24 protein-coding genes, 1 tRNA gene and 1 pseudogene are annotated in these 25,523 nt (G+C 64.3%); 13 read left to right on the top strand and 13 right to left on the bottom strand.

Going from position 1 to position 25,523, the window contains the following annotated elements; genetic code table 11:
- Nucleotides 1-236: 236 nt before the first annotated feature.
- On the top strand, nt 237-2,057 hold the full coding sequence (locus ACYQML_RS06655; RefSeq protein ID WP_056428206.1) for a monovalent cation:proton antiporter-2 (CPA2) family protein: 1,821 nt from the start codon (nt 237-239) through the stop codon (nt 2,055-2,057).
- Nucleotides 2,058-2,241: 184 nt separating this feature from the next.
- On the opposite strand, the gene ACYQML_RS06650 is transcribed toward ACYQML_RS06655, so the two are convergent.
- The 6 genes from ACYQML_RS06650 to ACYQML_RS06625 are packed head-to-tail and all read right to left on the bottom strand — an operon-like array spanning nt 2,242 to nt 8,635.
- Nucleotides 2,242-3,192, bottom strand: a complete 951-nt coding sequence (locus tag ACYQML_RS06650) for an acetamidase/formamidase family protein (RefSeq protein WP_461235061.1) — start codon at nt 3,190-3,192, stop codon at nt 2,242-2,244.
- Between the two features lie 33 nt (nt 3,193-3,225).
- The gene (gene urtE, locus ACYQML_RS06645) at nt 3,226-3,954 is read right to left on the bottom strand and encodes an urea ABC transporter ATP-binding subunit UrtE (RefSeq protein ID WP_461235060.1); all 729 of its coding nucleotides are present in this window, start codon (nt 3,952-3,954) and stop codon (nt 3,226-3,228) included.
- A complete protein-coding gene (locus ACYQML_RS06640) occupies nt 3,951-4,661 on the bottom strand; it encodes an ATP-binding cassette domain-containing protein (RefSeq protein ID WP_461235059.1) in 711 nt (236 codons plus the stop codon). The genes urtE and ACYQML_RS06640 overlap by 4 nt, the downstream gene beginning before the upstream one ends.
- On the bottom strand, nt 4,658-5,761 hold the full coding sequence (gene urtC, locus ACYQML_RS06635; protein WP_461235058.1) for an urea ABC transporter permease subunit UrtC: 1,104 nt from the start codon (nt 5,759-5,761) through the stop codon (nt 4,658-4,660). Before urtC ends, ACYQML_RS06640 begins: the two co-directional genes overlap by 4 nt.
- A gap of 23 nt (nt 5,762-5,784) precedes the next feature.
- Nucleotides 5,785-7,416 carry an urea ABC transporter permease subunit UrtB gene (gene urtB, locus ACYQML_RS06630; RefSeq protein WP_461235057.1) on the bottom strand — a complete coding sequence of 544 codons (1,632 nt, stop codon included), beginning with the start codon at nt 7,414-7,416 and terminating at the stop codon, nt 5,785-5,787.
- Complete coding sequence (locus ACYQML_RS06625) at nt 7,409-8,635, bottom strand: transporter substrate-binding protein (protein WP_311275953.1); 1,227 nt, start codon at nt 8,633-8,635, stop codon at nt 7,409-7,411. Before ACYQML_RS06625 ends, urtB begins: the two co-directional genes overlap by 8 nt.
- A gap of 263 nt (nt 8,636-8,898) precedes the next feature.
- Here ACYQML_RS06625 and ACYQML_RS06620 point away from each other — a divergent pair, with 263 nt between their 5' ends.
- Both ACYQML_RS06620 and ACYQML_RS06615 read left to right on the top strand, forming a co-directional pair.
- Nucleotides 8,899-9,285: a transposase gene (locus ACYQML_RS06620; protein ID WP_056428224.1), complete on the top strand. Its 387-nt coding sequence runs from the start codon at nt 8,899-8,901 to the stop codon at nt 9,283-9,285.
- Between the two features lie 194 nt (nt 9,286-9,479).
- A tRNA-Arg gene (locus ACYQML_RS06615) sits at nt 9,480-9,556 on the top strand.
- A gap of 71 nt (nt 9,557-9,627) precedes the next feature.
- On the opposite strand, the pseudogene ACYQML_RS06610 reads toward ACYQML_RS06615, so the two are convergent.
- Both ACYQML_RS06610 and ACYQML_RS06605 read right to left on the bottom strand, forming a co-directional pair.
- Nucleotides 9,628-9,927: pseudogene (locus tag ACYQML_RS06610) on the bottom strand (transposase); the annotation flags it as partial.
- Nucleotides 9,928-10,155: 228 nt separating this feature from the next.
- Nucleotides 10,156-10,416: a hypothetical protein gene (locus ACYQML_RS06605; RefSeq protein WP_461235056.1), complete on the bottom strand. Its 261-nt coding sequence runs from the start codon at nt 10,414-10,416 to the stop codon at nt 10,156-10,158.
- A 350-nt stretch (nt 10,417-10,766) separates the two neighbouring features.
- Here ACYQML_RS06605 and ACYQML_RS06600 point away from each other — a divergent pair, with 350 nt between their 5' ends.
- The 5 genes from ACYQML_RS06600 (at nt 10,767) to ACYQML_RS06580 (ending at nt 14,093) form a co-directional block, all read left to right on the top strand.
- Nucleotides 10,767-11,219 (top strand): BLUF domain-containing protein, encoded by a 453-nt coding sequence (locus ACYQML_RS06600; protein WP_056428264.1) that lies wholly within the window; start codon nt 10,767-10,769, stop codon nt 11,217-11,219.
- Nucleotides 11,220-11,435: 216 nt separating this feature from the next.
- Nucleotides 11,436-12,332 carry an alpha/beta fold hydrolase gene (locus ACYQML_RS06595; protein WP_461235055.1) on the top strand — a complete coding sequence of 299 codons (897 nt, stop codon included), beginning with the start codon at nt 11,436-11,438 and terminating at the stop codon, nt 12,330-12,332.
- 340 nt (nt 12,333-12,672) lie between these two features.
- Nucleotides 12,673-12,858 carry a hypothetical protein gene (locus ACYQML_RS06590; protein WP_461235054.1) on the top strand — a complete coding sequence of 62 codons (186 nt, stop codon included), beginning with the start codon at nt 12,673-12,675 and terminating at the stop codon, nt 12,856-12,858.
- A gap of 77 nt (nt 12,859-12,935) precedes the next feature.
- The gene (locus ACYQML_RS06585; protein WP_461235053.1) at nt 12,936-13,403 is read left to right on the top strand and encodes a hypothetical protein; all 468 of its coding nucleotides are present in this window, start codon (nt 12,936-12,938) and stop codon (nt 13,401-13,403) included.
- Between the two features lie 120 nt (nt 13,404-13,523).
- A complete protein-coding gene (locus ACYQML_RS06580; RefSeq protein WP_461235052.1) occupies nt 13,524-14,093 on the top strand; it encodes a hypothetical protein in 570 nt (189 codons plus the stop codon).
- Between the two features lie 273 nt (nt 14,094-14,366).
- Here the strand turns inward: ACYQML_RS06580 and ACYQML_RS06575 are convergent, their stop codons facing one another.
- Complete coding sequence (locus ACYQML_RS06575) at nt 14,367-15,398, bottom strand: aldo/keto reductase (protein WP_419953445.1); 1,032 nt, start codon at nt 15,396-15,398, stop codon at nt 14,367-14,369.
- Nucleotides 15,399-15,907: 509 nt separating this feature from the next.
- On the opposite strand from ACYQML_RS06575, the gene ACYQML_RS06570 reads away from it, so the two are divergent.
- Entirely contained in the window at nt 15,908-16,786 is an 879-nt protein-coding gene (locus ACYQML_RS06570; protein WP_056428280.1) for an SMP-30/gluconolactonase/LRE family protein, read from the top strand.
- A gap of 75 nt (nt 16,787-16,861) precedes the next feature.
- Here ACYQML_RS06570 and ACYQML_RS06565 read toward each other — a convergent pair whose 3' ends face one another.
- The gene (locus ACYQML_RS06565; RefSeq protein WP_162239901.1) at nt 16,862-18,154 is read right to left on the bottom strand and encodes a sensor histidine kinase; all 1,293 of its coding nucleotides are present in this window, start codon (nt 18,152-18,154) and stop codon (nt 16,862-16,864) included.
- A 13-nt stretch (nt 18,155-18,167) separates the two neighbouring features.
- Nucleotides 18,168-18,815, bottom strand: coding sequence for a response regulator transcription factor (locus tag ACYQML_RS06560; RefSeq protein WP_461235051.1), 648 nt, complete (start codon nt 18,813-18,815; stop codon nt 18,168-18,170).
- A gap of 668 nt (nt 18,816-19,483) precedes the next feature.
- Between ACYQML_RS06560 and ACYQML_RS06555 the strand changes: the two genes are divergently transcribed.
- The 3 genes from ACYQML_RS06555 (at nt 19,484) to ACYQML_RS06545 (ending at nt 22,511) form a co-directional block, all read left to right on the top strand.
- Entirely contained in the window at nt 19,484-20,497 is a 1,014-nt protein-coding gene (locus ACYQML_RS06555; RefSeq protein WP_461235050.1) for an antibiotic biosynthesis monooxygenase, read from the top strand.
- A 57-nt stretch (nt 20,498-20,554) separates the two neighbouring features.
- Entirely contained in the window at nt 20,555-21,037 is a 483-nt protein-coding gene (locus tag ACYQML_RS06550) for a nucleoside deaminase (protein WP_018043743.1), read from the top strand.
- An 88-nt stretch (nt 21,038-21,125) separates the two neighbouring features.
- The gene (locus tag ACYQML_RS06545) at nt 21,126-22,511 is read left to right on the top strand and encodes an FAD-binding oxidoreductase (protein WP_461235681.1); all 1,386 of its coding nucleotides are present in this window, start codon (nt 21,126-21,128) and stop codon (nt 22,509-22,511) included.
- A 304-nt stretch (nt 22,512-22,815) separates the two neighbouring features.
- Here the strand turns inward: ACYQML_RS06545 and ACYQML_RS06540 are convergent, their stop codons facing one another.
- Together ACYQML_RS06540 and ACYQML_RS06535 are read right to left on the bottom strand one after the other, a co-directional pair.
- On the bottom strand, nt 22,816-23,877 hold the full coding sequence (locus ACYQML_RS06540; protein WP_461235049.1) for a DUF3829 domain-containing protein: 1,062 nt from the start codon (nt 23,875-23,877) through the stop codon (nt 22,816-22,818).
- A 320-nt stretch (nt 23,878-24,197) separates the two neighbouring features.
- On the bottom strand, nt 24,198-24,590 hold the full coding sequence (locus ACYQML_RS06535) for a group III truncated hemoglobin (protein ID WP_461235048.1): 393 nt from the start codon (nt 24,588-24,590) through the stop codon (nt 24,198-24,200).
- Nucleotides 24,591-24,695: 105 nt separating this feature from the next.
- On the opposite strand from ACYQML_RS06535, the gene ACYQML_RS06530 reads away from it, so the two are divergent.
- The gene (locus tag ACYQML_RS06530) at nt 24,696-25,472 is read left to right on the top strand and encodes a sulfite exporter TauE/SafE family protein (RefSeq protein WP_461235047.1); all 777 of its coding nucleotides are present in this window, start codon (nt 24,696-24,698) and stop codon (nt 25,470-25,472) included.
- The last annotated feature ends 51 nt before the right edge of the window (nt 25,473-25,523 follow it).

Raw genomic sequence — 25,523 nt, 5'->3', positions numbered from 1 at the left:
AATTCCCTGCGACAACCTTCCGCCGCCCAGAGAGTTTCATGCACGGTCCCCGACCGTCTTTCAGCGGACGAAGTCGGTGAGGGAGAGCCGCAGACGCGCTGTCCGGCACGGTGCGTGCTCTCAGGCACGGACTGTCAACCCGTCTGCGGTTATCTAGCGCCATTCGGCGCTTGCCCTCGGCAGCCGTTGCCCTCACCGTTTTCGCGAAATCTTCCAAACGAGGACACGACAGCCCCGTGCCGCACGCGACAGAGCTGATTGCCATCATCGCCCTCGGTCTCGTCCTGGCCTTCGCCTGTGGGATGCTGGCCCAACGGCTGCGGCTTCCTCCCCTGGTCGGCTATCTCCTGGCCGGGGTTCTGGTTGGGCCGTACACACCCGGCTTCGTCGGCAACAGCCAGCTCGCCAGCCAGCTGGCCGAAATCGGCGTGATCCTGCTGATGTTCGGGGTCGGCCTGCATTTCTCGATCAAGGACCTGATGGCGGTGCGCACCATCGCCCTGCCGGGCGCGATCGTGCAGATCGTGGCCGCTACCGCCATGGGTGGGCTGCTGGCGCATCTCTGGGGCTGGGGAATCGGCGCGGGCCTCGTCTTCGGCTTGGCCCTCTCGGTGGCGAGCACCGTGGTGCTGCTGCGTGCCCTGGAGGAGCGTCGGCTCCTCGACAGCGACAAGGGCCGCATCGCGGTGGGGTGGCTCATCGTCGAGGATCTGGCGATGGTCCTCGCCCTGGTCCTGCTCCCCGCCCTCGCACCATCCCTCGGGGGAACCGGCGACGGCGCGGCCCACCATGTCGCCGACGGCAACATCTGGCTCACCCTGGCCCTGACGCTGGCCAAGGTCGCGGTATTCGCCCTGGTGATGCTGGTGGGCGGACGCCGCGTCGTGCCCTGGCTCCTCGATCAGGCGGCCCGCACCGGCTCGCGCGAACTCTTCACCCTCGCGGTCCTTGCTTTGGCGCTGGGCATCGCCTTCGGATCGGCGGAGCTCTTCGGGGTCTCCTTCGCGCTCGGCGCCTTCTTCGCCGGCATGGTGCTGGCCGAATCCGACCTCAGCCATCAGGCGGCGGCCGATTCCCTGCCCCTGCAGGATGCGTTCGCGGTGCTGTTCTTCGTCTCCGTGGGCATGTTGTTCGATCCGGGCATCCTCCTGCGCGAGCCGCTCTCGGTGCTGGCCGTCCTCGGCATCATCCTCCTCGGCAAATCGCTCGCCGCCGTGGCCATCGTGCTGGCCTTCAAGCATCCCATCGGCACCGCACTCACCATCGCGGCCAGTCTCGCGCAGATCGGCGAATTCTCCTTCATCCTCGTCAGCCTCGGATTGTCGCTGAAGCTCCTGCCTACGGAAGGACGCGACCTCATCCTCGGCGGCGCGATCCTGTCGATCACGCTCAACCCGCTCTTCTTCGTCCTGGCGGAGCGGGCCACACGCTTCTTCGCCGAGCGGCCAGAGCTCGCGGCCCGGTTCGAGCGTCGCGGCGCTGCGGCGATGGCGGTGACCGAGGAGGCGAAGCCTCATCGCGGGCATGCCATCGTCATCGGCTATGGCCGTGTCGGAAGCACCATCGCCAAGGCCTTCGCCACCTGGGACCTTCCCTATCTGGTGATCGACCGCGACCGCCGCCGCGTCCTCGACCTGCGCAAGGACGGTGTCGAAGCGGTGTTCGGGGACGCCACGGCGCCGGGTATCCTCGAAGCCGCCGATATCGGCCAGGCGAAGCTCATCGTGATCGCATCGCCCGAGCCGCATACGGCGCGCCGCCTCGTCGAACTCGCCCGCGAGGCCAATCCCGGCATCGACACGCTGGTGCGCACCCATAACGATGGCGAGCGGCACTATTTCGAGGAACAGGGCGTCGGTCTCGTCCTCATGGCCGAGCGCGAACTGGCCTTCGGCATGACGCTCTACGCCCTGCGCAGCCTCGGGCTGAAGGAAGGCGAAGCCCGCATCTTCGTCGACAGCACCCGCGTGGAGAGCCGCACGGCCCCGGTCGAGGCCGAGATCGACCAGGGCGCTCCGGAACTCCGCCCGCACAAGGCGGATGTGGTCGAAGGGTAGGGCTTGGTCTGCGGTCCTGCGAAGGATGGGATGGGTTCCGTCTTTTCAGACACATCCTGCGGGCAGGCATCGTCCTAAACTCGTTCGAGCGAGCGCCCGGATATATGCGACCCACCCCATGTCCGGAGCATTTCGTATCGAGTGACCGGCCGATCGGTCCGATAACCTCCGGGGGCGTCCCGGCTCAGGCAGGTCCTGCCAGGGCGCTCTTGGGCAGCAGCATGTGCACCCCCTTGTTGCCGTCGACCGTTTGCGTGATCCGGAGGTTCCCGGCGAGCGAGCACAGCATGTAGGCCTGATTGCGGGTCAGGCTGCTGCGTGCGCAGACATGGCGGACCATCTCGCGTACCGCCTGGCGCATGGCCTCGTCGAGGCTTTCATGCAGGCCGATCGTCATGAGATCGGTGGGCGTCTCGGCGAAGGGCCACGCATAGCCGAGATCCTTGCGCACGGTCAGCCGAAAGGTCCCCGATAGGCCGGTCTCGAGAGCGGTGATGCAGACCTCGCCGTCACCCTGCACGCCGTGGCCGTCGCCGGCATAAAAGCCCGCGCCCGGATTGAAGACTGGCAGATACAGCGACGTGCCGACCTTGAGTTCCTTGTTGTCCATGTTCCCGCCGAAGGCACGGGGAACCGGAGAACCGACCCTGCCCCAGGCTGCGGGAGGCGCCGTGCCCATGATTCCGAAGAACGGATCGAGGGGCAACTCGGCGCCCCAGGGCAGGATCGCGACGCCGCGGGCGACGTCGATGTCGGGATGGATCGTCTCGTAGTCGGTGAACTCGTCCGGCAGGGTGCCGAGCAGCGGAAGGATCGCCACGAAGCCCCAATCCATGCGGAACTTCAGATCGAGGATGTCGACCTGGAGCACGTCGCCGGGTTCCGCCCCGCGGACATGGACCGGACCGGTGACGAAATGCGGCCCGGGGCCGGAGGCGAGGGTATCGAGGGCGGCGAGGTAATCGGCCGGCACCCGGGCCGGATCGGGATGGAGCGATTCCTTGCCGCCGGCCGGAAACGAATGGAGCGTGACGGTGTCGCCGGACTCGAGCTCCAGGACCGGCGGCAGAGCGGCGTCGAAATAGCCGAGCACCATCGTGTCGGGGGTCGCGGGAATCTCGTGATGCGTCGACATGAGGGATCCTTCCGAAGGTCTGATGGCGGCTGGTCAGACAGCGATGTGCCGGGACAGGGTGGCGTGGTCCAAGGTCTCGCGCGTGCCCCGTTCGACCACGTTGCCGCGCGAGAGCACGACGAAGGAATCGGCGAGGCGAACCGCGAATTCGAGATATTGCTCCACGAGGAGCACGGTGATCCGGCCTTTGAGCTCTTCGATCACGGTCTCGATCGCCGAGACGATGGAGGGTTGAATGCCTTCCGTGGGCTCGTCGAGGAGGATGAGGCGGGGGCGTGTGCTCAGCGCGCGGGCGATGGCGAGTTGCTGCTGCTGACCGCCCGAGAGATTGCCGCCGGGCCGGTTCCACAGGTCGCGCAGGGCCGGGAACGAGGCGACCGCTTCATCCACGGCGTCGGTGCGGTCCAGCCCATGTGCCCGGGCGGCGACACGCAGGTTCTCGGCCACGGTGAGGTCGGCGAAGATCTCGCGCCCTTGCGGCACGATGGCGAGGCCCGCCCGCGCCCGCCGGTCGGGAGCCATGTCGGTGATGTCGGTCTCGCCGAGGGTGATGCAGCCACGGCTCACCGGAATCAGGCCGGCAAGACAGCGCAACAGCGTCGTCTTGCCGGCGCCGTTGCGGCCCAGCACCGCCAGGCAGGAACCCGGCTCGATGGACAGGTCGACGTTCCGCAGGACTTGCGCGCTGCCGTAATGCTGGTCGAGGCCGGTGACGGACAAGCCGAGCGGAACCGGGGAAAGGGAGGGGGACACGTCGCTCATCGGCCGAGGAACACCTCGATGACCCGTGAATCGGCGCGCGCACCCTCCATCCCGCCCTCGAACAGGGTGCGGCCCTCGTGCAGCACGGTCACCCGGTCGGCGATCGCCTCGACGAATTCCATGTCGTGCTCGATCACCAGGATGGCTCGGTCGGGCCGGCGCAGGGATCGGATGAGATCGGCGGTGCGTGCGGTCTCGGCATCGGACAATCCTGCTACCGGCTCGTCGAGGAGGACCAGCTTCGGCTGCGAAGCCAGGACCATGCCGATCTCCAACCATTGCTTCTCCCCGTGCGCCAGGGAACCGGCGAGGGTGTCCGCACGCGTCTCCAACCCGGTCTCGGCGAGGGATACCGCGATGCGGTCGGATCGCTCGGAGATCGGGCAGTCGAGGCCACAGCCGATCTCAAGGTTTTCGCGCACGGTCAGGGCAGGAAAGACGCTGGGCTTCTGGAACTTGCGACGCACGCCCGCACGGGCGATCTCGGCCTCCGAGCGACGGGTCAGGTCGAGGTCGTCGCCGAGCATGATGCGGCCCGAGGTCGGTTTGGCGATGCCCGTGATGGCGTCGAGAAGGGTGGTCTTGCCGGCGCCGTTCGGACCGATCACCGCCCGGACCTCACCAGGATCGATGGCCAGTGACAGCTCGTCCAGGGCGCGGAACCGCCCGAACACGACGCTCAGATTGTCGATGGTCAGGGCGCTCATCCGAGCCTCCCGCCGCGCCGCAGCCAGGTCGGCTTCAGGCGCAGGGCCGCGAGGTCGAGGAGGCCGTTCGGCAGCCCCAGCACCACGACGAGGACGAGCCCCGACAGGATGAAGGGCCACGCCTCCGGCATCGCGGCGCTCAGCCAGAACTTGAGGGCGTTGACCGCCACGGCGCCGATCACCGCGCCGCCGAGCCTTCCCATCCCGCCGATGGCGACCCAGACTGCGATCTCGATGGAGAGATCGGGGCTCAGCACGCGCGGGTTGATGATGCCGACCTGAGGCACGTAGAGGATCCCGGCGATGGCGGCGATCGTCGCGGAGAGGCACCAGATCCAGAGCTTCAGGCGCGTCGTGCTGTAGCCGAGGGTGCGCAGGCGGGCCTCGTCGTCGCGGCAGGCCAGCATGCGCCGGCCGATACGGCCGACCACAAGGGCACGCGTGCCCACGAGGATCAGGGCCAGGGCCAGCAGCGTCGCCACGGCCAGACCCGTGACCATGCCGGGCGCGCCGATGGGATAGCCGAACAGGAGCGGGAATCCGGTCATGCCGTTATTCCCGCCGAGACCGGTATCGTTCCGGAACATCAGCAGCATGGCGACATAGACCAGGGCCTGGCTGATGATCGAGAAGTAGACGCCGTTCACCCGCGAGCGGAACGAGGCATAGCCGAACAGGAAAGCGATGGCGGCCGACAGGACCAGGGCCACGACCAAGGCATACGGCGCGCTCGCGAAACCGGACCAATAGAGCGGCAGGGTCTTCCAACCCATGAACTGCATCAGGTCCGGCGCCACGCCGGTGACGGCATAGGCGTGGGAGAGCAGGTGCATCGCGCAGACGTAGCCGCCGATGGCGAAAAACAGGCCATGCCCCAGGCTGAGAATGCCGAGATAGCCCCAGACCAGATCGAGGGAGACGGCGAGGATCGCGAAGGCCGCGAGTTGGCCGACCATGTTGACGAGGTAGGGGGCGGGTTGCAGCAGGAGGATTGCGAGCGCGCCGGCGAGGACGAGACCGATCACCGCCGCCAGCAAGGGATCTCCCCTCAAAGCCGGAAGAAGCCAGCGGAACGCCGGCATGGGTCGAGATTGTGTCATCCGCGAGGGTTCCACGGCCTCGCTCATCGCCGACGCCTGACGGCGAACAGCCCTTCGGGCCGGCGCTGGAGGAAGAGAATGATGCCCACGAGCACGATGACCTTGGCGGCGACCGCGCCGTAGAACGGCTCGATCAGGACGTTGGCCCCGCCGATGCCGAGGGCCGCCACGAGGGTGCCGATGACGGTACCGACGCCACCGAGCACCACCACCATGAAACTGTCGACGATGAAGGTCGCGCCCATGCCCGGATTGACGCTGTAGATCGGGCAGAGGGCCACACCGGCGAGCCCCGCCAGTCCCGAGCCGAAGCCGAAGGCGAGGCGGTCGACCCGGCGGGTGCGGATGCCGAGACAGGCCGCCATGTCGCGATTCTGCGTCACCGCACGGATGTCGAGGCCGAGCGGCGAGCGCTTCAGGATCAGGAGCGTCAGCACCAGGGTGATCGCCGCAAAGGCGATGGCGAAGAGCCGGTTCCAGGTCACGATGAAATCGGCATAGAGGGGCACGCCGCCGCTCACGTAGGACGGCATGGCGAATTGCAGGTTCTGCGATCCGAAGACCACGCGCACGAAATTGATGAGGAACAGGCTCACTGCCCAGGTGGCGAGCAGGCTCATCAACGGTCGACGATAGAGGTGGCGCAGGATCAGCGCTTCGATGACGATCCCCACCATGGCGGCGGCGAGGAAGGCGACGGGGATCGCCGCGAGGAGGTAGAGGTCGAGGAAGCCCGGAGCGAAACGGCGGAACGCCTCCTGCACGGCATAGGCCGCATAGGCGCCGACCATGATGAACTCGCCCTGTGCGAGGTTGATCACGCCCATCAGTCCGAAAATGATCGCCAGCCCCGCGGCGGCCATGAACAGGATGCTGGCGAAGCTCAAGCCGTTGTAGAGGAGCGCGAGGCCGTTGCCGATCCACACAGCGCGTTCGACCTTGGCGATCGCGGCCTCCAAAGCCGCACGGAAGGCGGGGTCGGCGCGATAGGCCGGATCACTCTTCAGGGCGGAGAGCCGCGAGAAGGCAGCACCCGAGGGAGCCTCGGCCACCGCCCGGATCGCCGCCAAGCGACGCGCCGGATCGGGCGAGGACAAGGCCGCTCCCTGTGCCGCCACGCCGATTGCCGTCTTTAATCCGGCATCGCTCTCGTTGTCCTGCGCCCGCACCAGCACGGCATCGGGGACGCCCGCCATGCGCCGCTCGACGGCTGCCAACCCCGTCCGTCGAAGCTCCACCGTCTCGCCCGCGATCAGGGTCGAAATGCCGAGGGCGGTCTCCACGAGGCCGCGCTGGCGGAGGCCGAGCACCGGCGAGCGTCCGCCATTCGCGGAACGAACCGCGCCGCTCACAACCTCGCGCCCGTCCGGCGCCCCGGCTTTCTCGAGCAGAACAGCCGTATCGCCGAGGCAGACGAGGCGTCTCTCAAGCAAGCCGCCCAGCAGGATGCCGGCGAAAGCGAGATCCCCGGCCGTTACCTCACCGCTCGACCGGATCAGCGCAGCGAGCACCCGGCTCTGCGCGGCCCCGTCACCGCACAGGCCGACCGCGAAGCCCGCGCGCTCGAAGCTAGGCGACGCTCCGAAGGCCGGCTGCATCAGACCGGCGACGAGCAGGATCGCGCCGCAGAGCCAGGATTTCAGGCTCTCAACCATACGGGCTGAACGGCACGGGTTTGGGGGCGTCGGGCGATTGCCAGAGGATGTCGAAGCCCTGCTTCTCGTTGACCGAGCCGATGAAGACGCCGCGGGCGACGTAGTTGTTCTCTCCCGTCATCGTCAGTGTGTAGCCGGAGGGATCGGCGAAGCTCAGGCCGGCGAAGGCCTTGCGCACTTCGGGCACGTCGAAGCTCCCGGCCTTCGCCGCCGCCAGGGCCCAGAGCTGAACGCTGTCATAGGCCGAGACCATCGGATCGATGACGGTGTCGGCGCTGAAGGGCACGGATTTGGCCTTCACGTAAGCAGCCCAATCCGCAAGGAACCGGGTATTGGCCTCCGCCTTCGCCGCCTGGAGATAGGCCCAGCAATTGAGGTGGCCGACGAGAGGCGCCGTATCCAGTCCTTCGAGATCGGCCTCCACCATATCGAGGCCGAGGATCGGCACATCGGTGGCCCGGATGCCCTGGTTGGCGAATTCGCGCAGGAAATCCGGAATCGACGAGCCCACCACCGTGAGCACGACGATCGGTTGCCCGCCGGGCTCGGCGGCGAAGCTGCGAATCTGGTTCACCAGGGTCTGGAAGTTGGAGAAACCCAGGGGCACGTATTCCTCGCGCCAGGCCGTCGCCGCCACCCCCTTCGATGCCCAATAGGCCTTGAGTTGCTTGTTGATCGTGCGCGGCCAGACGTAATCGGAGCCGATCATGAAGAAGCGTTTGGCCCCGACGCCCTCGGCACCCATCAGGTAATCCACCGCAGGCAGCACCGAGCTCGCCGGCGGTGAATTCACATAGACGACGTTCTTCGAATTCTCGTCGCCTTCGAAGTGAAGAGGATAGAACAACAGCCCGTCATTCTGCTCCACCACCGGCAGGACCGACTTGCGCGAGACCGAGGTCCAGCAGCCGAACAGGGCGGCGACCTTCTCCTGCTGCAGCATCTGCCGGCCGATCTGGGCGTAGAGCGGCCAATCCGAGGCCGGGTCCGAGGTCACCACCTCGATCCGGCGTCCGTTGACGCCGCCCTTGGCATTGATTCCATCGGCCGCCATGCGCACCACATGGTTCAGGCGGCCTTCGATATTGGCCATCGTGCCCGAGGAGGAGAACAGGCATCCGAGCTTGACCGTGTCGGCTGCCCAGGCCGGACGGATGATTGCGGGGGCGGCGAGCGCCGCCGCGGTCCCGATGAAATGACGCCTCGTGACATCGACCATGGGCTTCGAACCTCCCCCGATACGACCCGAAGTTTCCAATTCCTCAGGACTGAACGGAAGGTCAAATAGGCTGCATGGTCCCCCTGGGATGCGCAAAAGGTCATCGGACCGCCTGCAACATGGGCTGGATCCGATGCAAAACGTCAAAATTCGCATTTGCGCCGTCAGCTATTCGCCGGCCTGACCTGCCATTCCACGGTGCGCTTCTTGCTGGTGCATCTTGCTCGAAGCCAAACCCCATCTTCGATCGCGAAGGTCTACACATGCGTCGATGCCGACACACCGATCAGGAGGTCGCCTTTCTCCTTAGGGAAGCCGAGAATGGGACTCCCATTTCGGCCATCTGCGAGACGGCTCATATCTCCGTCGGCACGTTCTACCGCTGGCGTCGCCGCCTCGGCGGTCTACCGCCGGCAGGCGTCGCCCATCTCGGGCAGATCGAACGCGAGAACGCCGCATTGCGGGCCGAACTGGCTCGCCTGAGGCATTCCTTGCTCGCCCTGACCCCACGCTATCCCGATCACCGGGTGGATATCACGACCAAAGCCCTCGACCGCGCTGAGACACCCCCAGCCCATGGCGAAGGCGTGCGCTATCGCGGAGAAGCCGCCACGGTCGGTCGCTACGCCTTCGTGCGCGGCGCCAACTGAAGCCCGGCTCCGTTACGGGAGAGGTTCGTCGAGGATCGGACCATGCCGGCGCATCGGGGGCCGGTGAGATGCATGAACGTGTGCGCCCAATGCTGCTCCGGATGGCGATCCGAGTCTCGCATGGCGAAACGCCGCTTTGACCGCCGACACCGTTGCGCGGGGCCACGGCTTGGGTTAGGTGTCATCCACGGTCAGCACCCGTAGCTCAGCTGGATAGAGCGTTGCCCTCCGAAGGCAAAGGTCACACGTTCGAATCGTGTCGGGTGCGCCAATTTTTCGACAAATTAGGATTTGGACTCATAACCAATAGCTGATGGTTGCAGCGATGCAGGCAGCTTTGAGTTAGTGGGCTGCAGACCCGTCGTATCGCGTGGCGCTGCGACGGAAGTCCTTGATGCGGCCGAACATGCGCTCGACGGCGTTGCAGCCCTGGTAGAGGACCGGCGAGAAGCAGGGCTTCCAGCGCCGGTTGGACTTTGGCGGGATGTTGGGGGCGGCTCCTGTCACTTCGATCTGCCGGCGAATGGCATCGCTGTCGTAGCCTTTGTCGGCGAGCAGGATCCGGCACCGGGGCGAGCGCTCGAGGAGCAAGGCTCCTGCCTTGCGGTCCGCGACTTGTCCGCCCGTCAGTAGGAAGGCAAGCGAGCAGCGCTGAGCCACTCGGTTCAGGTGGCCAAGTCAAGATCTGCTTTGCAGGCGGGCGGTGGAACGCTCCTGCGCCGGAGGCACGCGCTTCCGCCGAATCGTCAAGGATGACGAATGGTATTCCAGCGCGCTCGCAGATCTCCACATCGCAGCCTTCGTCTGTCTTCTACTCGAACAGGCTGTTCAACGCGCAGACAGTCGATAACGGACGAGATTCGATACGTATCAGATCTGTCCGGGCTGGCAGCCATAGGGTGGCACCGAGCGCGGGAAGCGTTCTTTGATGCGCTCGCAGCCCCACGACCGCAGCGACTCTGGCAGGCGGTGATTCACTTCGATGCCAACCTCGTCATAGGGCGTTTGTCCGGCCGTGACGTAGCTGTACCAGCGCCAGCCCAGGGTGCCGACGCCTGCGAGCAGGATTGCGAAGGCCACCGTCGCGGCCAGCCCCAAGCGTGACTGCGCAGGTCTCGTCTTATCTACCATGCAGACCATGTCCTCGATGTTCGTGCGATCCTGACAACGCTCTGCTCCCTCGCGGGGAAGAGCCCGTTGCGACCGACAGGATGATGGGGGCTCCCTTACAACACCCATTCAACGGATGGCCATGCTGCCGCTCTGTGAAAGACGGACGATCGGCTTGGCAACAACGTCAATGCCTCTCAGCATCCGCCCGGATGCCTAGCCTTTTTGATGTAAAAGGTATGTATTAACCCAAAGAATTTTCTCCGCCTCATGGGCCAAACCAGCCGCTCTTTTCTACGTTGTCTGTCCGCACGGCACGAGGGGAGCTCGTTTGATCGTGCCATGCTAAACGTGATGGACAAAAATCTGCAATGATACATCAGCTTGTTTACTATAGCCGAAACGTTGTTGCCGGCAACGATCGCTCCATGCTTATGAATTTGCGTGACATCGTCTCGGCCTCACAGCGCAACAACAGCCGTGATGGGATTACCGGTTTTCTCATATTCGATAAAACCTGGTTCATCCAGGTTCTTGAGGGCGACCAAGCACAAGTGAGTAGCACCTATACGCGCATCGCCCGCGATCCGCGCCATACAAGTGCTACCATTCTGGATGCACGGAACGTTCAGGGCCGTTCCTTTCCCAACTGGACCATGGGTGGCGCCATGCGAACCCCAGAAGTTGAAGAAATTTACTTGCAGCATGGCATCGGAAGCTTCATCGACCCGACGCGCCTGACAAGCGGCAAGGTCATCGCCCTCGCCCTCGATCTTCAGGCTTTCGATGCCGCGAAACGTCAGACTCAGCGGCTCGCGAGTTGAAGTCTGCGCGACCAGTCCGGGTACGGCATTTGACGCGGTTCGACCGCAGACATAGCAACGCGCCCACAAGTCTGCGTGCCCGCACTCGACTGGCCTCAAGTCCCGGTGCATGACCCAAAGCCCGGCCCTCTGAAACGATCTCGCGAGCGCTCGCGTCTCGCGGGGCCGGTTCTCTTCGGCTTCGAGTTCGAGAGCGGATGCGGCGGAACCGGGAATATGGGCGTGTCCCTGCGGTGGATCGGTGCAACGGCTGGCGGGATCCTGGCCCGCCTGGCCATGGCCGCTATCCTACCGTGGCGGCGTGCCGGCGAGGCTCGCCACGCAGGTCCGGGACGGCTCGCGGCGAGGCGGACCCGCGTCGACGGCCAGATCATCCATGCCCTTGTCTCCATCGATGCCGTGCCGGATGATCGACTACCCGTGATCCTGGTCCATGGGCTGGGAATGTCCAGCCGATACATGGTCCCGCTCGCGAGGCATCTTGGCCCTCACCTGAAGGTCTACGCCCCCGACCTGCCCGGCTTCGGCTTGAGCGACAAGCCCCGGCACGTGCTCACCGTTCGCGAACTCGCCGATGCGCTGGCCGCCTGGATGCAGGCCCTCGACCTGAAGCGCGCGGCTTTTATCGGCAACTCGCTCGGCTGCGAGATACTGGTCGAACTGGCGATCGTTCACCCCCACCTCGTCGACCGCCTGGTTCTGCAGGGGCCCACGCCAGACCCGGAGGCGAGGAGCCTCTTCCGGCAGGTTGCGGGGTTCTTGGCCATCGCGCCGTTCGAGCGCTGGTCGCTGGCCTGGGTGGCGCTGAGCGATTATACGCGGGGCGGGATCAACCGATATATCCTGACCTTGCACAGCATGGTCGGCAACCGCATCGGAGAGAAGGCGCTCCGCGTCATGCAGCCCACGCTCGTGGTGTGGGGCGCCCGTGATTACATCGTCCCCTACGCGTTCGTCACGATCCTCGCCGAAAGCCTGCCGCGCGGACGCCTTGCCGTCATTCCCGGTGCGGCCCACGGGATCAACTACTCACACCCCGAGGCATTCACTGCCGTGCTGCTCCCTTTCCTCCTCGCCGAAGGCGACAGGCCTGCCGCGCAGAACCAGTCCTAGAGCGCTCACCGCCGAAGTGGATGCCGGTTCGGCGAAAAAGAGCGCTGCAAAACAAAGGCCTGGAGTTGCACCCGACCCAACGTGGTCGGGTGCAACTCCAGGCGGCCGGCACAGGCTGACATTCGGCCAGCGAGCGCCGTTATCGTTGCTCCCGCCGGTCGCGACATAGTTTGGCAGGAGTCCGTCTCGGACCGGAGGCGGTGACGGGCGCGCCGAGGGATCGGTTGTCGAAACATTCGCCGAAGAACGGGCTCTTCATAGGATACCGCGCCAATACGCCGTCCGGCACGGATGCCGACTCCTTCACGACTCCTCAACCACACGGCGCCAGGATCGGGTTATGCTGCACCTCTCGCCTCCACGCCGTCTGACCTTCCTTCTCTCGCTGGTGCTGATCGGCCTCGCCGTCGCCAGCCTCTATTTGCGCCTTCCGACCATTGGTCCCACTGTGGTCAAGTACCGGACCTGGTTCTTCGTCGGTGCGTATGTCCTGCTGGCTTTCGGTGTCGTCTCGAAAAGCCTCTGACCGGTCGCAGACGAAGATCGTACGTCCCTGTTCTTCCTCCAGATCAACGACACACGATTTCTGAGGCCATACTGTCCATGCCAACGGTGTTCCTGGATTGCGATGGCGTGCTGGCCGATTTCGATGCCGGCGCGAAGCAAGCCTTCGGGATGTCACCGGCGGAATTCGAGCGGCGTTTTGGCCTGAAGCGTTTCTGGGGCGAGCTTGCCTCGCTCAACAACTTCTTCGGTGAGCTACCGTTGATGCCGGATGCCATGGAACTGTATGAGGCGGTTCGCCACCTCGAGCCCATCATCCTCACGGGTCTTCCGCGGGGAAACTGGGCTGAGCCACAGAAACGCCTCTGGGCGGCCCGGTATTTCCCCGGTGTCGAGGTGATCACCACGAGTGCCGCGCTGAAACGAGAACATTGCCGTCCTGGCGACGCCCTCGTGGATGACCGGGAGAAATACCGGCCCCTTTGGGAGCAGGCTGGAGGCATCTTCATCCATCATCGCACTGCGGATGCATCGATCCGGCGGTTGCGCCAACATGCATTCATCTAAGATAAAACGGCTTGTGCTTGTATCTCACTGGACAAGCATCATCTGTTCCTCATATGCTAAGCATTCGCTGCCGACGCGTCTTGCGTCCTTGAGCGTGTCGATCTCAGGATTATCTCATACATGAAGCGCCGTAGCGCGCGACCTTTCACGGTCGAAATCAAGCACACCCGTACGTCCCGCGCCTCGCTCCCCGACGCCCCAGCACGTTCCCGCGTCGGCGACGACCTGTGGGGGGACCTGCAGGCAGCTGTGGCCGACAAGCCGGCCGATATGCAGCCCCTGCGCCTCGCTCATCCCGAGCCTGCACCGTCAGTGGCGCCCGCCGAGCCGCCCGCTCGGCGTGTCCTGCCGAGTCTCGTGCCGATGTTTGCCATGCCCGATGAGCCGGACGCTCCCGAGGTCGTCAAAGCGCCAGAAGAGGAGCGACTGCCACGCGTGCAACGCGTGAAGCCACCGACCAAACGTAAGCAGAAGGTCGTGGCGCAGGTCGACTCGGCACTTTCGTTTGCCGATGCGGACGACGAGCTCGACGATACACCGGTTGTCGCGAGCCCCGACTCGATACAGCCATCCGGTGGCGTCAGTGGGCCTGCTTTGGCTCAAGCGCGGACCGCACGGCGCGCTCAGCAGGCAGCGGCTCTACGGCCGGGCGAGCGTTGGAAGCGGCGGCTGCCACGTGCACTTTGGTAAGCCACCGCAACGGCTTCCTGCCTTGCTCGAGATGTAGCCTCCATTGTTCGATGGTTTGAAGCCTGCCCGCGCGGCCGCGTGGTGGCCGTCCGCGGGCCCTCAGTCAGCCTGACCGATGAGCCTGCATGATCTCCGAGTTGGTCGGCAACGACGCATAAGGCCGTTTTCCAGTCGAAACGGGCGGAATGCGACACCACGCAGGCCGCGCTGCCAAGCGAGAGCAGGTGCACGCGTAACGAGCGCACCGCTCAAGACGATAGACGAAGAGCCGTTTTACCAAGTCGTCGGCTTGGGGTTGCGCTCGTCGAACCCCTTCTGGTGCCAATAGGGATAGATCGGCGTCTCTTGGCTCGACGCATCGAGGCGGGCCACCTGCTCGGGCGTCAGCGTCCAGTCGAGAACGGCAAGGTTCTGCTTGAGCTGCTCCTCGGTGCGGGCGCCAACGACGATGTTGCACACGGTGGGCCGGGTCAGCAGCCAATTCAGGGCGACCTGCGCCACCGTCCTGCCGGTCTCCGCCGCCACATCATCCAGCGCATCGACCACGCCAAAGAGGTACTCGTTCGACACCGGCGGCCCGCCCTCGGCGCCGCCCGCGGCGATGCGGCCGCTCTGGTTCGGCTGCCCACGGCGAATTTTGCCGGTCAGACGGCCCCAGCCAAGCGGACTCCAAACCATCAGGCCCACGCCCTGGTCGATGCCGAGCGGCATCAGCTCCCACTCGTAATGCCGCCCGATCAGGGAATAGTAGCCCTGATAGGCCACGTAGCGAGCGAGCCCATAGCGCTCGGATGTGGCGAGCGCCTTCATCAGGTGCCAGCCGGAAAAGTTCGAGGCACCGATATAGCCGATCTTGCCCGAGCGGGTGAGATCGTCGAGCGCCCGAAGCGTCTCCTCCACGGGGGTGAGTGCGTCGAATCCGTGCATGAAGTAGACGTCGATATGCTCGGTACCGAGCCGCTTCAGGCTGGCCTCGCAGGCACGAACCAGATGATGGCGCGAGGAGCCGACTTGGTTCAGGTCGTCATTGAAGCGGAAAGTCGCCTTGGTGGAGATCAACGCGCGTTCGCGCTTGCCCTTCAGAGCCTGGCCCAGGATCTCCTCCGAGGCACCTCCCGAGTAGATGTCGGCCGTGTCGAAGAAATTGACACCGGAATCCAGGCAAAGGTCCACCATGCGGGTCGCCTCAGCGACATCGGTCTGGCCCCAGCGCTGAAAGAATTCGTTTGTCCCGCCGAACGTGCCCGTGCCGAAGCTGAGCACCGGTACGGTAAGGCCGGAACGGCCAAGCTGCCTGTATTCCATCGAATCCTCTCAGCAACCCATCGCGCGGTATGTGATGCGCCTGCCGATCTAACGCGACGGGAGGACTCGGTTTCCGTCGCGCGGGCATCGTTTCCGCGCGCCTCCTGGCCCTCGGCGCGCGGGCCGCTTGCGTATCCTCGCAGCACTGACGCTTGTATCGACCCGAGTGTTGCATCACGCACCTTGTACAGTGATCGCAACGGATATCGACGACCTTCAGAATAGCCTGCGGAGACCTGTTGAACAATCGATGCCGGTATCGCAGGCGTATGCGCAGATCGAGCTGTGCCCCGCTGCATCTTTCGTGGCCCCGATCCTGGATGCCGAGGGGACTCATCGTTCCCACACGAAACCCGAAGATTCCACATTGGAGGCTCCGACTTCGGAAAGCCCCGACTTCGGAAAGCCCCGACTTGGGGATGCTTCGACCCGGGGGATACTCTCGGGGGATATTTCGGCATGACAGGCATGCCGGTCGCCGCGAGCGGCTGCCCCGAGGAAGGACGAGCATGGACACGATGACGATCCTCGACGCGCACCGCTGCCATCTCGGCGAGGGCCCCTGCTACGATCCGCGAACCGGCACGGCATGGTGGGTCGACATTCTGGAGCGGCAGCTGTTCGAGAGGTCGCTCGCGGACGGCACCGCGCGCCTGCACGATCTGCCTTTCATGGCGAGCGCCGTCGCCGCGGTGGACGAAACCCGTCATCTCCTCGCCGCCGAGTACGGGCTTTACCTGCGCGGGCTGAGTGACGGGAAGCTCACGCTGCTCTGTCCGCTGGAGGTGGAGGATGCAGGCACCCGCTCCAACGACGGCCGTGTGCATCCCTGCGGCGCTCTGTGGATCAGCACCATGGGCCGCGATGCCGAGCCGGGGCGTGGCGCGATCTACCATGTCGCCGGTACCCGGGTGACGCGCCTCTACGGGTCGCTCACCATCCCGAACGCCATCTGCTTCTCGCCCGATGGCGCGACCGGCTATTTCGCCGACACCGATGCGGGTCTGCTGAAGCGCGTCAGCCTCGACCCCAACACCGGCCTGCCGACGGGCGAGCCGTCGACGCTCTACGATCATCGCGGCGGGGATGGCGGCCTCGATGGCGCTGCGGTCGATGCCGAGGGCCGCATCTGGTGCGCCCGCTGGGGGGCATCCTGCATCGATGCCTACAGCCCGGAGGGCGAGCGCGTGCGGACGATTCCCCTGCCGGTGACCCGCCCCTCATGCCCCACATTCGCCGGGCCAGATCTCGATCGCCTGCTGATCACCAGCGCCTATGAGGGCATGAGCCAGGAGGAACGCGACGCCGATCCCGAGCACGGGCGCACCCTCCTGGTGGCCGCCGGAATACGTGGCCTGCTGGAGCCTGCCTTCCGGCTCGCTCCGTAAGTCGGTCGTTTCCCACTATATGCGACAGCCACTTGGCGCAGGGGTCGTAGACAGGCGCTGTGGGAACGCCGATGCTCATTCTTTGCCGGCGGACAGCGTTACCACGAAGACCGCGCCCTCATTCGTCCCGGGTTCACAACGCACCGTCGCGCCCATGCGCTCGGACAGCGTCGCGACGATGAACAACCCCATGCCCGTGCTCGGCGGTCCATCGGATCGCGTCCCCACGGACTGATGGAACTTCTTGAACAGGAGATCGTGACGGGCAGGATCGATACCCGGTCCGCGATCCTGAACCCGGATCGATACGTTTCCGCTCTCCTGTGCGGCGCTGACCGTCAGGATGCCCCCCGTCGGACTGTAGCGGACGCCGTTGCCGAGAAGATTGTCGAGAATCTGTGCCAGGGCTCCTGCGTCGAGCGTGGCGACCAACGGGCGATCCGGCAGATCCACGTCGATCCGGACGTCGGCGGATTGGGCGAGCGGCTTGGTCCGGCCTGCGGCGGCCAGCACATGCCCTCGCACATCCTCGTCGGTGAGGCGCGTGAGCGGCCGGTGCTCGGCGGCGTGCGCATCGAGCAGCCGGGTCGCGAGAGCGAGCATCGCGTCGATGCTCGCTCTCGCCTGCTGCAAGACGACGAGCGGCAATTCCGGCTCCCGCGTTGCGCGCCGGACGGCGAGATCGAACAGGTTGCGCAGCCCGTAGAGGGGACTGCGCAGGTCATGGGCGGTGATCGCCATCAGGGTGTCGAGTTCGCCGTTCCTCTCCATCAGCCGGTCATTCTGCAGGCGGATGGTGCGCTTCTGCTCGTAATCGCTGCGACGTCCGGCATGGATCAGCGCTGCGGCGACGACGGCGATGACCGAGACGATCGCGGCATTGACGATGGCGATGACCTGCTCGGCGGGAAACGTCGCCGTGCCGAGCACGATCCAACAATAGGTGAGCAGCAGCGGGATCAAGGTCAGCCCGAAGGTGAGCGGCGGCAGCACGAACAGCAAGGTCAGAGACAGGAGCATCATGGGGTATCCGCTCGTCAGCCGCCCCTTGGCGCCCATCGCGGCGATCGCCCATTGAGTATCGAGCAATGTCAGAACCAGGAAGATTACGACGAAGACGCGCGGGAGCCACGTTCCACCGCCGCGTCGCAGCGTCAGCGAGGCGAGCAGGAAGCAAAGCGCCAGCACGATCTCAACGGCGATCTGAACGGTCCTGAGTCCGGTGGCGAACTCGATCGACTTGGTGAACAGCCCCAGCATGCAGGCGATCTCGACCCGTCGAATATTGACGAGGGTCAGCATGTCTCCGAAGCTCATGCCGGCCTGCTCGGCGGGGGACACGTCCCAGCGTGCCAGCCAACTCTTCATGATGGCCTGCCTTTCATGACGGATCGAGACGCCCCGCGAGGTGATCCGCCGCATAGCGTTCGAGCATTCTCACGCTGTCCAGCCCGAGCTTGACCTTCAGGCGCTCCCGATAGGTACCGACGGTCTTCACGCTCAACCCGAGTTCCTTCGCCAGAGATTGCAGCGTCGCACCGCTGCCGATCAGCCGGAGAACCTGAAGCTCGCGACCGGATAGGGCGCCGATATCCGTCCGACGGTCGCATCGACGCGCGAGATCACCGATCAGCAGCTGTTGCACCGGCTCGCTCAGATGGATCGCATCCGCCACCACGCGGTCGAGGGCCACGGCGACGGTTTCGAGCGGTTCGGATTTCGCCACGTAGCCATGCGCGCCGGCATAGATCACAAGAGGCCCCCAGACCGTTTCGTCGCGGCTGGAATAGACGATGATCCTGGCCGCCGGCAGGATGGCGCGCAGATCCTCGATCAAGGCGATGCCGTCACCGTCCCCCATGATGAGATCGGTAACGATGATGTCGGGCTGCACTCGTTCGGCCTCGATACGGGCCGTCCGGGCCGAGTTGGCCTCTCCGCTCACGTCAAAGCGGTCATTGCCCTGGAGCAACAGCTTCAGGCCGGCCAGCACGATCGGGTGGTCGTCGACGATCAGCAACCGAAACAAGGACATGTCTACCCCGAGCGAAGCGGCCAACCAGGGTATGATTCCTCATTGTTACGCCCCCCTGTAGGTCACCGACCTACACGAGATCAACGTCATGCGACCATGATCCGTCCAAGACGCCACGTACGCTTCTGAATGACCCTCAGGCGAATCCGTTTCGCGCGGGCGGCCAAGGCCCGTGAGCCATAAGCCATACGGTCTCACAGACCCGTACACGCCGCCGGATAGAGCCCTCGCCCGCCGGCCCGGGCAACCGGACAGCCTTGGTCCGCACGACGCCCGACGCTCGACGCCCCGAGTCTGCCATCGCAGACTGTGTCGCCCACCCGGCGTGAGCGACCTGGAGCATTTGGACGAAGGCGCACCAGCGCCGACGCTTCACGGCTTCACGCCGCACCACCCTCGTTCAGGTACCCTCCCCATGCCGCCCCACGCCGCAAAAACAATTCAGTAACCTTCAATCAAAGCAATCAGCTTCGTTTGACTTGAACTTTCCCCAAAGATTGAAATGTTTACAATAAGCTCATGATTTTCGTTCATCTCTGTATTTAAATTCCATTCGCTGCTCAAGAATCGAGCATGGAAGTGAATTTCTGTAGGTCAATGACCTACAGGGCTACCGAACCAGTCATGTATTTGGGCGATATGGGATTCGCAGGATGAGTTCGGTGGCGTACAACCAAGATGTTATCGAAAAACCGAATGCAAGTGACGGTCTAGACTTACGGCAGGATGCGTCGCGCGCAATCAAAACCGGGACGACGAAGGCCGTCGTGACGAAACTCACTGTGCGGCCCGGCATGGAGGCTCGCTTCGCAACGTGGCAGGCCGAGTTTACCCGGGCCGTCTCGGCATCCCATGACTTCGTCAGCCTCGAGATCATCCCGGCTTTCGCCGGCTCGGCCGAATGGCAAATCATCCAACGGTTCCGCTCGCCCGAAGCGCTGACCCGATGGGTCGAGGACGAGGCGCGCGCTACGCTCCTGGCAAGCCTCACAGCCTTGGAAAGCGACGGCAAGGGACCACACGCCGATGAGGCGGCGCCGGATTATCACTCCACGACGACTGTCACGGAGGTCATCACGACGGTTGTGAAGCCGGGGCAGGAAGAGGCGTTTCGGCGTTGGGCCGAACGTATTCAGCAGGGACAGGCCCGCTTTCCAGGATATATGGGTACCCTCGTCCAGGCGCCCCTGTCGCCGGAAGTCCCGTACTGGACAACGCTGGTTCGCTTCGAAAGCCCGGCCTTCCTCGATGCCTGGCTGCAATCCCCGGAAAGACAGGCGATCCTGGCCGAAGCGACGCCCCAGGTATCGACCTGGCGGAGCCACAGGATGAGCAACCCGTTCGCCGGGTGGTTCGCCAATGAGCAACGTCTCGCGCCGCCACCCGCCTGGAAGCAGACCTGCCTCGTCCTGCTCGTTCTGTTTCCCGTCGTCATGCTGGAAATCCGCTTCCTCAGCCCCTTGCTGAACGGATTGCCGCTGACCGTTTCCACCTTCATCGGCAATGCCATCAGCGTCTCGCTCGTTTCATGGCCGCTGATGGCGGTGGCGATTTTCGGCCTGGGCTGGTGGCTGAAACCGGATACGCACAAGCGCTGGCGCAAGGAGTTGCTGGGCGTGACGATTCTGGCCGCACTCTACGGACTCGAAATGTTCTTCTTCTCCCACCTGTTTTAATCATTCGTCATCGTTCGTCACAGCATAAGCTAATCACTCAACCGAGGAAGACTGGAAATGGCTCACGACCACACTGATTTCATGGCTCGGGCGATCGCGTTGTCCGAAAAGACCTCCCTGGTCGAGAGTGCCGGTGGCGTCTTCGGCTGCGTCATCGTTCAGGATGGCGAGATCATCGCCGAGGGCGCCAATCGCGTCGTCGCGGAAAACGATCCGACATGGCACGGAGAGATCGAGGCCATTCGCAAGGCCTGCAAGTCGCAAGGGACGTTCAAGCTTCGCGATGCGACTCTCTATACCAGCGCCGAGCCCTGCCCGATGTGTATGGCGGCCGCGTACTGGGCCGGCATCAAGCGCGTTTACTACGCCGCCCAGGTGGAAGACGCACTGGAATACGGCGGCTTCGACGACAGCATGATCTATGCCGAGCTCAAGAAGGATGTCTCCGAGCGCTCCATTCCGACAACGCAGATCATGCGCACGGAAGCCGTCGAAGTCTGGAAGAAGTATGCCCAGAAGGCGGACAGAGTCCCCTACTGAATCCGACTCTCGAACGCCGATCAAAGCAAGATCCTCCGCCCGGATTGCTCCCATCCGGGCGGGCTCCTCCTTCATACTGCGTGACGCCATGAATATCGTTGGTCTGAGGGACGCCTGCAAAGGTGAGGTCTTCGCTGCGGGCGATGCGCAGTTCATCGAGGCGATCCATGGGAATCTCTGGAACAGGCTGATCCCGGACCGTGCCCCCCAGGCCGTCGTGAGAGCCGTGGACGAGGACGATGTCGTCGCGGCCGTGCGGTTCGCCCGCGCGAGCGGCCTGAAGGTCGTCGTCCGCGGCGGCGGCCATAACTGGTGCCAGCCCTCGTTGCGTCACGGCGGCATCCTGATCGATCTCTCGAATTTCACGAAGATCATCTCCATCGATGCCGATAACCTGAAGGCGGTCATTCAGCCGATCATCAGCAATCGTGACATCCAGAAAGCGCTCAATCCCCTTGGGCTGGCCTTCCCCACCGGCCATTGTCCTCAAGTGAAAGCGAGCGGCTATCTGCTCGGTGGTGGCATGGCCTGGAACCCCACCGTCTGGGGGAGCGGAGCCGAGAGCGTCGAGGCGATCGAACTCGTCACGGCACAGGGCGACTTGATCAAGGCGAGCGCGACCGAGAACACGGATTTCTTCTGGGCCGCCCGAGGCGCAGGCTCCGGATTCTTCGGGATCGTCACGAAATACTTTCTCAAGCTTCATCGGCTGCCCGAAGCCATGCATGGCAGCACCTATTACTATCGGCTCGAGGACGCACCGGCGATCGGAACCTGGCTCGGCACGATAGCCCCGAGCCTGTCTCCCGCGGTCGAACTGAGCCTGTTCGTCGTACAGGCCCCACCGGAGTTGAGAGGACAGGCCGCCGCTCGGAACGGCTGGCTTTGCATGGTCACGGCGACGGCGTTCGAGCAGACGCCGCACGCCGCGGAGGCCGCGCTGCAGGCGCTGGAGCACGCTCCGATCCCGCCGCTTTCGTCGTCGTTCGCGACGCCCGTTACCTTCGAGCAGCTGTTCGATGCGTCAGGATCCTTCTGGCCGGAAGGTGCCCGCTCTCGCGTCGAGGCGACCTATTCCGATCACTCTCCGGGAGAGTTGGTGCAGGCCATCCTGCACCTGCTGCCGAGCGCGCCTTCCGCGACATCCGTCTTCTTGTTGACCATCTTCTGCGGCCCCAATGTCCCGGCCGCGCAGAAGGACATGGCCTATTCCGTCTCCTCCAAGGTTTACGGTGGCCCGTGGACCATGTGGTGGAAGGCCGAAGACGATGACGCCAACACCGAATGGCATCGCCGTATCACGACGACCTTGCGCCCTTTCAATACCGGATATTATATCGGCGAGACGAACACGGTCGAACAGCCAAGCAATATTCCCCAAGCCTTCACCCCTGAAAAATGGGAACGGCTTTGTGCCCTGAGAGATAAGCACGATCCAGATCGCGTCTTCTTTGATTACTACGATGGCTTCTGATGAAAGTTGAATTTTATTTATGTTTTGATGCTGCTTTATGATCAAGAATACGAAAGATTGTCAACGATCTCACGCGGCGTTGCTTCCACCTGTTCACCGACATCACGCATCACCGATTGGAGGTGATGAGTCTGGTCGAGCGTAGCCCTCCATGTAGGCGAACACGTTGCGTCAGGCCTCGTCCCGGGCCGGCCATCGTCGCGGGTAGACGAGGCCCGACCTTGAGGTCGTGGAAGAAGCTTTCTGACGTGACGGTCGAGACGTGAGACGTCCGGGCGCTACAGTCATTCTTGTTCGCGCTGCATCAGCCCGGACGGACGCGATCGTCGTTCTTCTGGCACGATTCGAAATCCCGCACCGAGCGATTGTAGGTGTCGTTGAAGCGTTGCGCCGGCTGGCTCGGGTCGCCTTTCGCGCGAATGTCACGCGCCACATCCCGGCCATGCCCGATCAGGCTCGCGACCGTATCCGTGTAGCCCGTGCAGGATGAGTCGGCTTTCGGACTCATGCCGTCGAAGGTCGTGCCAAGCTGCCGGTTGGCGTTCGATACCTCGGCCAGCGCCGCCAGAAAGGGGGCGACATCTGCCTTCGGTCCCAGTGACTCGAAGCGCCGCACGGCGCGACGCAAGGTAAGGCTGGTCGAGAGAAGACGGCGCGCCGGCGCGTCTTCCGGAAGCGTCGCCAGGCGCCGCTCATCCCGGGCAATCTCACGCTCGAACAGCGCGGAGCCGTAGGTTTCCATCGCTTTGGCAGCGGCCTCGACACGGGGGACGAGGATCGCGTGCTGCTCCCTTGCGAATTTGTAGCCGTCCTCCTTGAATTCTCGTGTGGTCTGATAGCGGGTGAGTGCCTTCAGCGTGGGGTTGAGCTCGCGCAGCGCCGCGAGCAATCGGGCCGCCTCGGCATCGATTTCGGGCACCGCTCCAGGCAAGGCGATGGCCTTCTCCAACTCACCGATGACTCCATCGAAATCCACGATGCCGAAATGGTACCACGCATTGGCTCCGAGCTTCGTGCCGAGCTTGAGCACCCGCTCATTGTCGCGGCGATAATCGGCGAGTTGCTGCTCGAGAGGGTGGGACCGGACGAGATGGTTCTGAGCCTCCGTATAGGCATTGGCCTTGGCGAGCGCCTGAGCCTCGGGGGTCGGCGGCGGCGCAGTGCGGGTGGGCGCACCCGTGCTTCTCGGTGGTGACGGTGGGGTCTGCAGCAGAGCCTGCGAAGCTGAGGGCGCAGCCGGAAAATCGCATTTGAAGGCATCGATCAGGCTTTTGCGTACGGCCTCGTGAGCCTGGGCACATTGATAGGCCACGGTCGGCCGAGCCGTCTCGTTACGCATGACCGTGTCGCGGAAGCTCTCCCGCATCGTGTTGATGCCCTGTCGAATGCCTGGGCGGGCCGCCTCCGGAACTCCAGGGCTGGCAGCACACCGGGCATATGCATCGAGGAACGCGTCGCAGCTCTCCACTCCCACCGGCGTGATGGCGAAAGCAGGCGTCGTCAAAATCCCAAGCAGAATGGCCGACACAGCGGCGGCGGCGCGACGCGGTCCTGTATGATGCATTCGTGCTGAGCCGCGCATTCTCATTCCTTCGGTCGAAGAGCCAGTCGGGCCTTTAAGCAGTCAGCGACCACTTCGTTGCAATACGCTGAGGGTAGCTCTCGCTTTTGTAGCGGTCCGCGAATTCAGGTCTCCGCCCGCGGGATCCCCGGCCGGAAGAAAAGACCCGCTTGCAAGCTGTCGCCGATGCGGTGAGCACGCTCGATGAGGATCGTCGCGATGTCAGGTGGGAACTCCTCGTTCGCCGCTTGTTCGAACAGCGCGAGCCAGCGGGCGAAATGGGCTGGCGTCAGATCACCGAGCCCCTGATGCTTGCCGAAGGGATTACCCTTGTAACGGCCGGATTTCAGAAGCACCGAGGACCAGAAATCGTGAATGACAGCCAAGTGGCGGGGCCAATCGTCATTGGCGATGACACGGGCAAAAACCGGCCCGATGAGGGGATCGCGTTGAACTCTGGCGTAAAAGGCACCAAGGAACGCGTGCAAGCTCGCTTCCGTAAGGGTGTCTTCCGTCATCTTACCCTAGCCCATCGCCCTGCGTGACGCCGCATGCACAACGCCCCTGTTTTCCATATTGTGCCGTGACGGCGCCAGGGTCAGGGGCGAGGCAGGCTGGGCCTCATGCCTTTGGATCTCCCGGTCATCATGCCCCTCGCCCTCGAACCGTTCCCTCTCGCTGTCGCAGCCTTCGCTTTCCTCCTTGCCGGGTTCGTCAAAGGTGTCGTCGGGCTTGGCCTACCGCCTGTGGCCATGGGGTTGCTCAGCTTGGTCATGGCACCGGCTCAGGCCGCCGCACTCCTGGTCGTGCCGGCCTTCGTGACGAACATCTGGCAGCTTGCGGCCGGTCCGCGCTTCGGGACGCTGGCGCGGCGCCTCTGGCCGATGCTCACGGCGAGTGTCGTTGGGACCCTGGCGGCAGCTGCGCTCCTACATGGAAATTTCGGAGGTGGGGCCATCGTTGCTTTGGGCCTCGCCCTGATCGCTTCTGCGATCCTCGGGCTCGCGGCCCCCCGCCTGAGAGTCCCACCAGGGGCCGAGCGCTGGCTGGCACCTCTGGCTGGGGCGACGACGGGATTGGTGACGGCCGCCACGGGTGTCTCCTCGATTCCCGCCGCACCGTTTCTCGCCGCATTGGGTTTCAATCGGGAGGATCTCATCCAGGCCCTTGGGCTTTCCTTCACGGTGTCCACCGTGGCGCTTGCCGTCGCCCTGGCGGGTAGCGGGATCCTGAACCTCGGCATCGCCAGTGTCTCGGCGCTCGCCCTGGTCCCTGCCCTCCTCGGCATGAAGCTGGGCGGGTGGGTGCGCGGCCGTGTGAGTGAGCCCGTCTTCCGACGCTGCTTCTATCTCGGGCTGTTGGGGCTCGGGCTCCACCTCGCGTCCAGGGCACTTGTCTGACATGTGAGCCCGGTGGACCGGCGCCGCATCTACGCGACCATGCCGCCTTCC

Source organism: Methylobacterium sp. CM6244, from assembly GCF_054817885.1.
Note: the sequence above shows the minus strand (reverse complement) of the source record. Positions and strands in the feature narration are given on the sequence as shown.

Excerpts from the sequence above, each read along its gene's own strand:
- ACYQML_RS06650 (WP_461235061.1), bottom strand. The coding sequence starts at position 3,192 with ATGTCGACGCATCACGAGATTCCCGCGACCCCCGACACGATGGTGCTC.
- urtE (WP_461235060.1), bottom strand. The coding sequence starts at position 3,954 with ATGAGCGACGTGTCCCCCTCCCTTTCCCCGGTTCCGCTCGGCTTGTCC.
- ACYQML_RS06640 (WP_461235059.1), bottom strand. The coding sequence starts at position 4,661 with ATGAGCGCCCTGACCATCGACAATCTGAGCGTCGTGTTCGGGCGGTTC.
- urtC (WP_461235058.1), bottom strand. The coding sequence starts at position 5,761 with ATGACACAATCTCGACCCATGCCGGCGTTCCGCTGGCTTCTTCCGGCT.
- urtB (WP_461235057.1), bottom strand. The coding sequence starts at position 7,416 with ATGGTTGAGAGCCTGAAATCCTGGCTCTGCGGCGCGATCCTGCTCGTC.
- ACYQML_RS06625 (WP_311275953.1), bottom strand. The coding sequence starts at position 8,635 with ATGGTCGATGTCACGAGGCGTCATTTCATCGGGACCGCGGCGGCGCTC.
- ACYQML_RS06620 (WP_056428224.1), top strand. The coding sequence starts at position 8,899 with ATGCGTCGATGCCGACACACCGATCAGGAGGTCGCCTTTCTCCTTAGG.
- ACYQML_RS06605 (WP_461235056.1), bottom strand. The coding sequence starts at position 10,416 with ATGGTAGATAAGACGAGACCTGCGCAGTCACGCTTGGGGCTGGCCGCG.
- ACYQML_RS06600 (WP_056428264.1), top strand. The coding sequence starts at position 10,767 with ATGATACATCAGCTTGTTTACTATAGCCGAAACGTTGTTGCCGGCAAC.
- ACYQML_RS06595 (WP_461235055.1), top strand. The coding sequence starts at position 11,436 with ATGGGCGTGTCCCTGCGGTGGATCGGTGCAACGGCTGGCGGGATCCTG.
- ACYQML_RS06590 (WP_461235054.1), top strand. The coding sequence starts at position 12,673 with ATGCTGCACCTCTCGCCTCCACGCCGTCTGACCTTCCTTCTCTCGCTG.
- ACYQML_RS06585 (WP_461235053.1), top strand. The coding sequence starts at position 12,936 with ATGCCAACGGTGTTCCTGGATTGCGATGGCGTGCTGGCCGATTTCGAT.
- ACYQML_RS06580 (WP_461235052.1), top strand. The coding sequence starts at position 13,524 with ATGAAGCGCCGTAGCGCGCGACCTTTCACGGTCGAAATCAAGCACACC.
- ACYQML_RS06575 (WP_419953445.1), bottom strand. The coding sequence starts at position 15,398 with ATGGAATACAGGCAGCTTGGCCGTTCCGGCCTTACCGTACCGGTGCTC.
- ACYQML_RS06570 (WP_056428280.1), top strand. The coding sequence starts at position 15,908 with ATGGACACGATGACGATCCTCGACGCGCACCGCTGCCATCTCGGCGAG.
- ACYQML_RS06565 (WP_162239901.1), bottom strand. The coding sequence starts at position 18,154 with ATGAAGAGTTGGCTGGCACGCTGGGACGTGTCCCCCGCCGAGCAGGCC.
- ACYQML_RS06550 (WP_018043743.1), top strand. The coding sequence starts at position 20,555 with ATGGCTCACGACCACACTGATTTCATGGCTCGGGCGATCGCGTTGTCC.
- ACYQML_RS06545 (WP_461235681.1), top strand. The coding sequence starts at position 21,126 with ATGAATATCGTTGGTCTGAGGGACGCCTGCAAAGGTGAGGTCTTCGCT.
- ACYQML_RS06540 (WP_461235049.1), bottom strand. The coding sequence starts at position 23,877 with ATGCGGGAGAGCTTCCGCGACACGGTCATGCGTAACGAGACGGCTCGG.
- ACYQML_RS06535 (WP_461235048.1), bottom strand. The coding sequence starts at position 24,590 with ATGACGGAAGACACCCTTACGGAAGCGAGCTTGCACGCGTTCCTTGGT.
- ACYQML_RS06530 (WP_461235047.1), top strand. The coding sequence starts at position 24,696 with ATGCCTTTGGATCTCCCGGTCATCATGCCCCTCGCCCTCGAACCGTTC.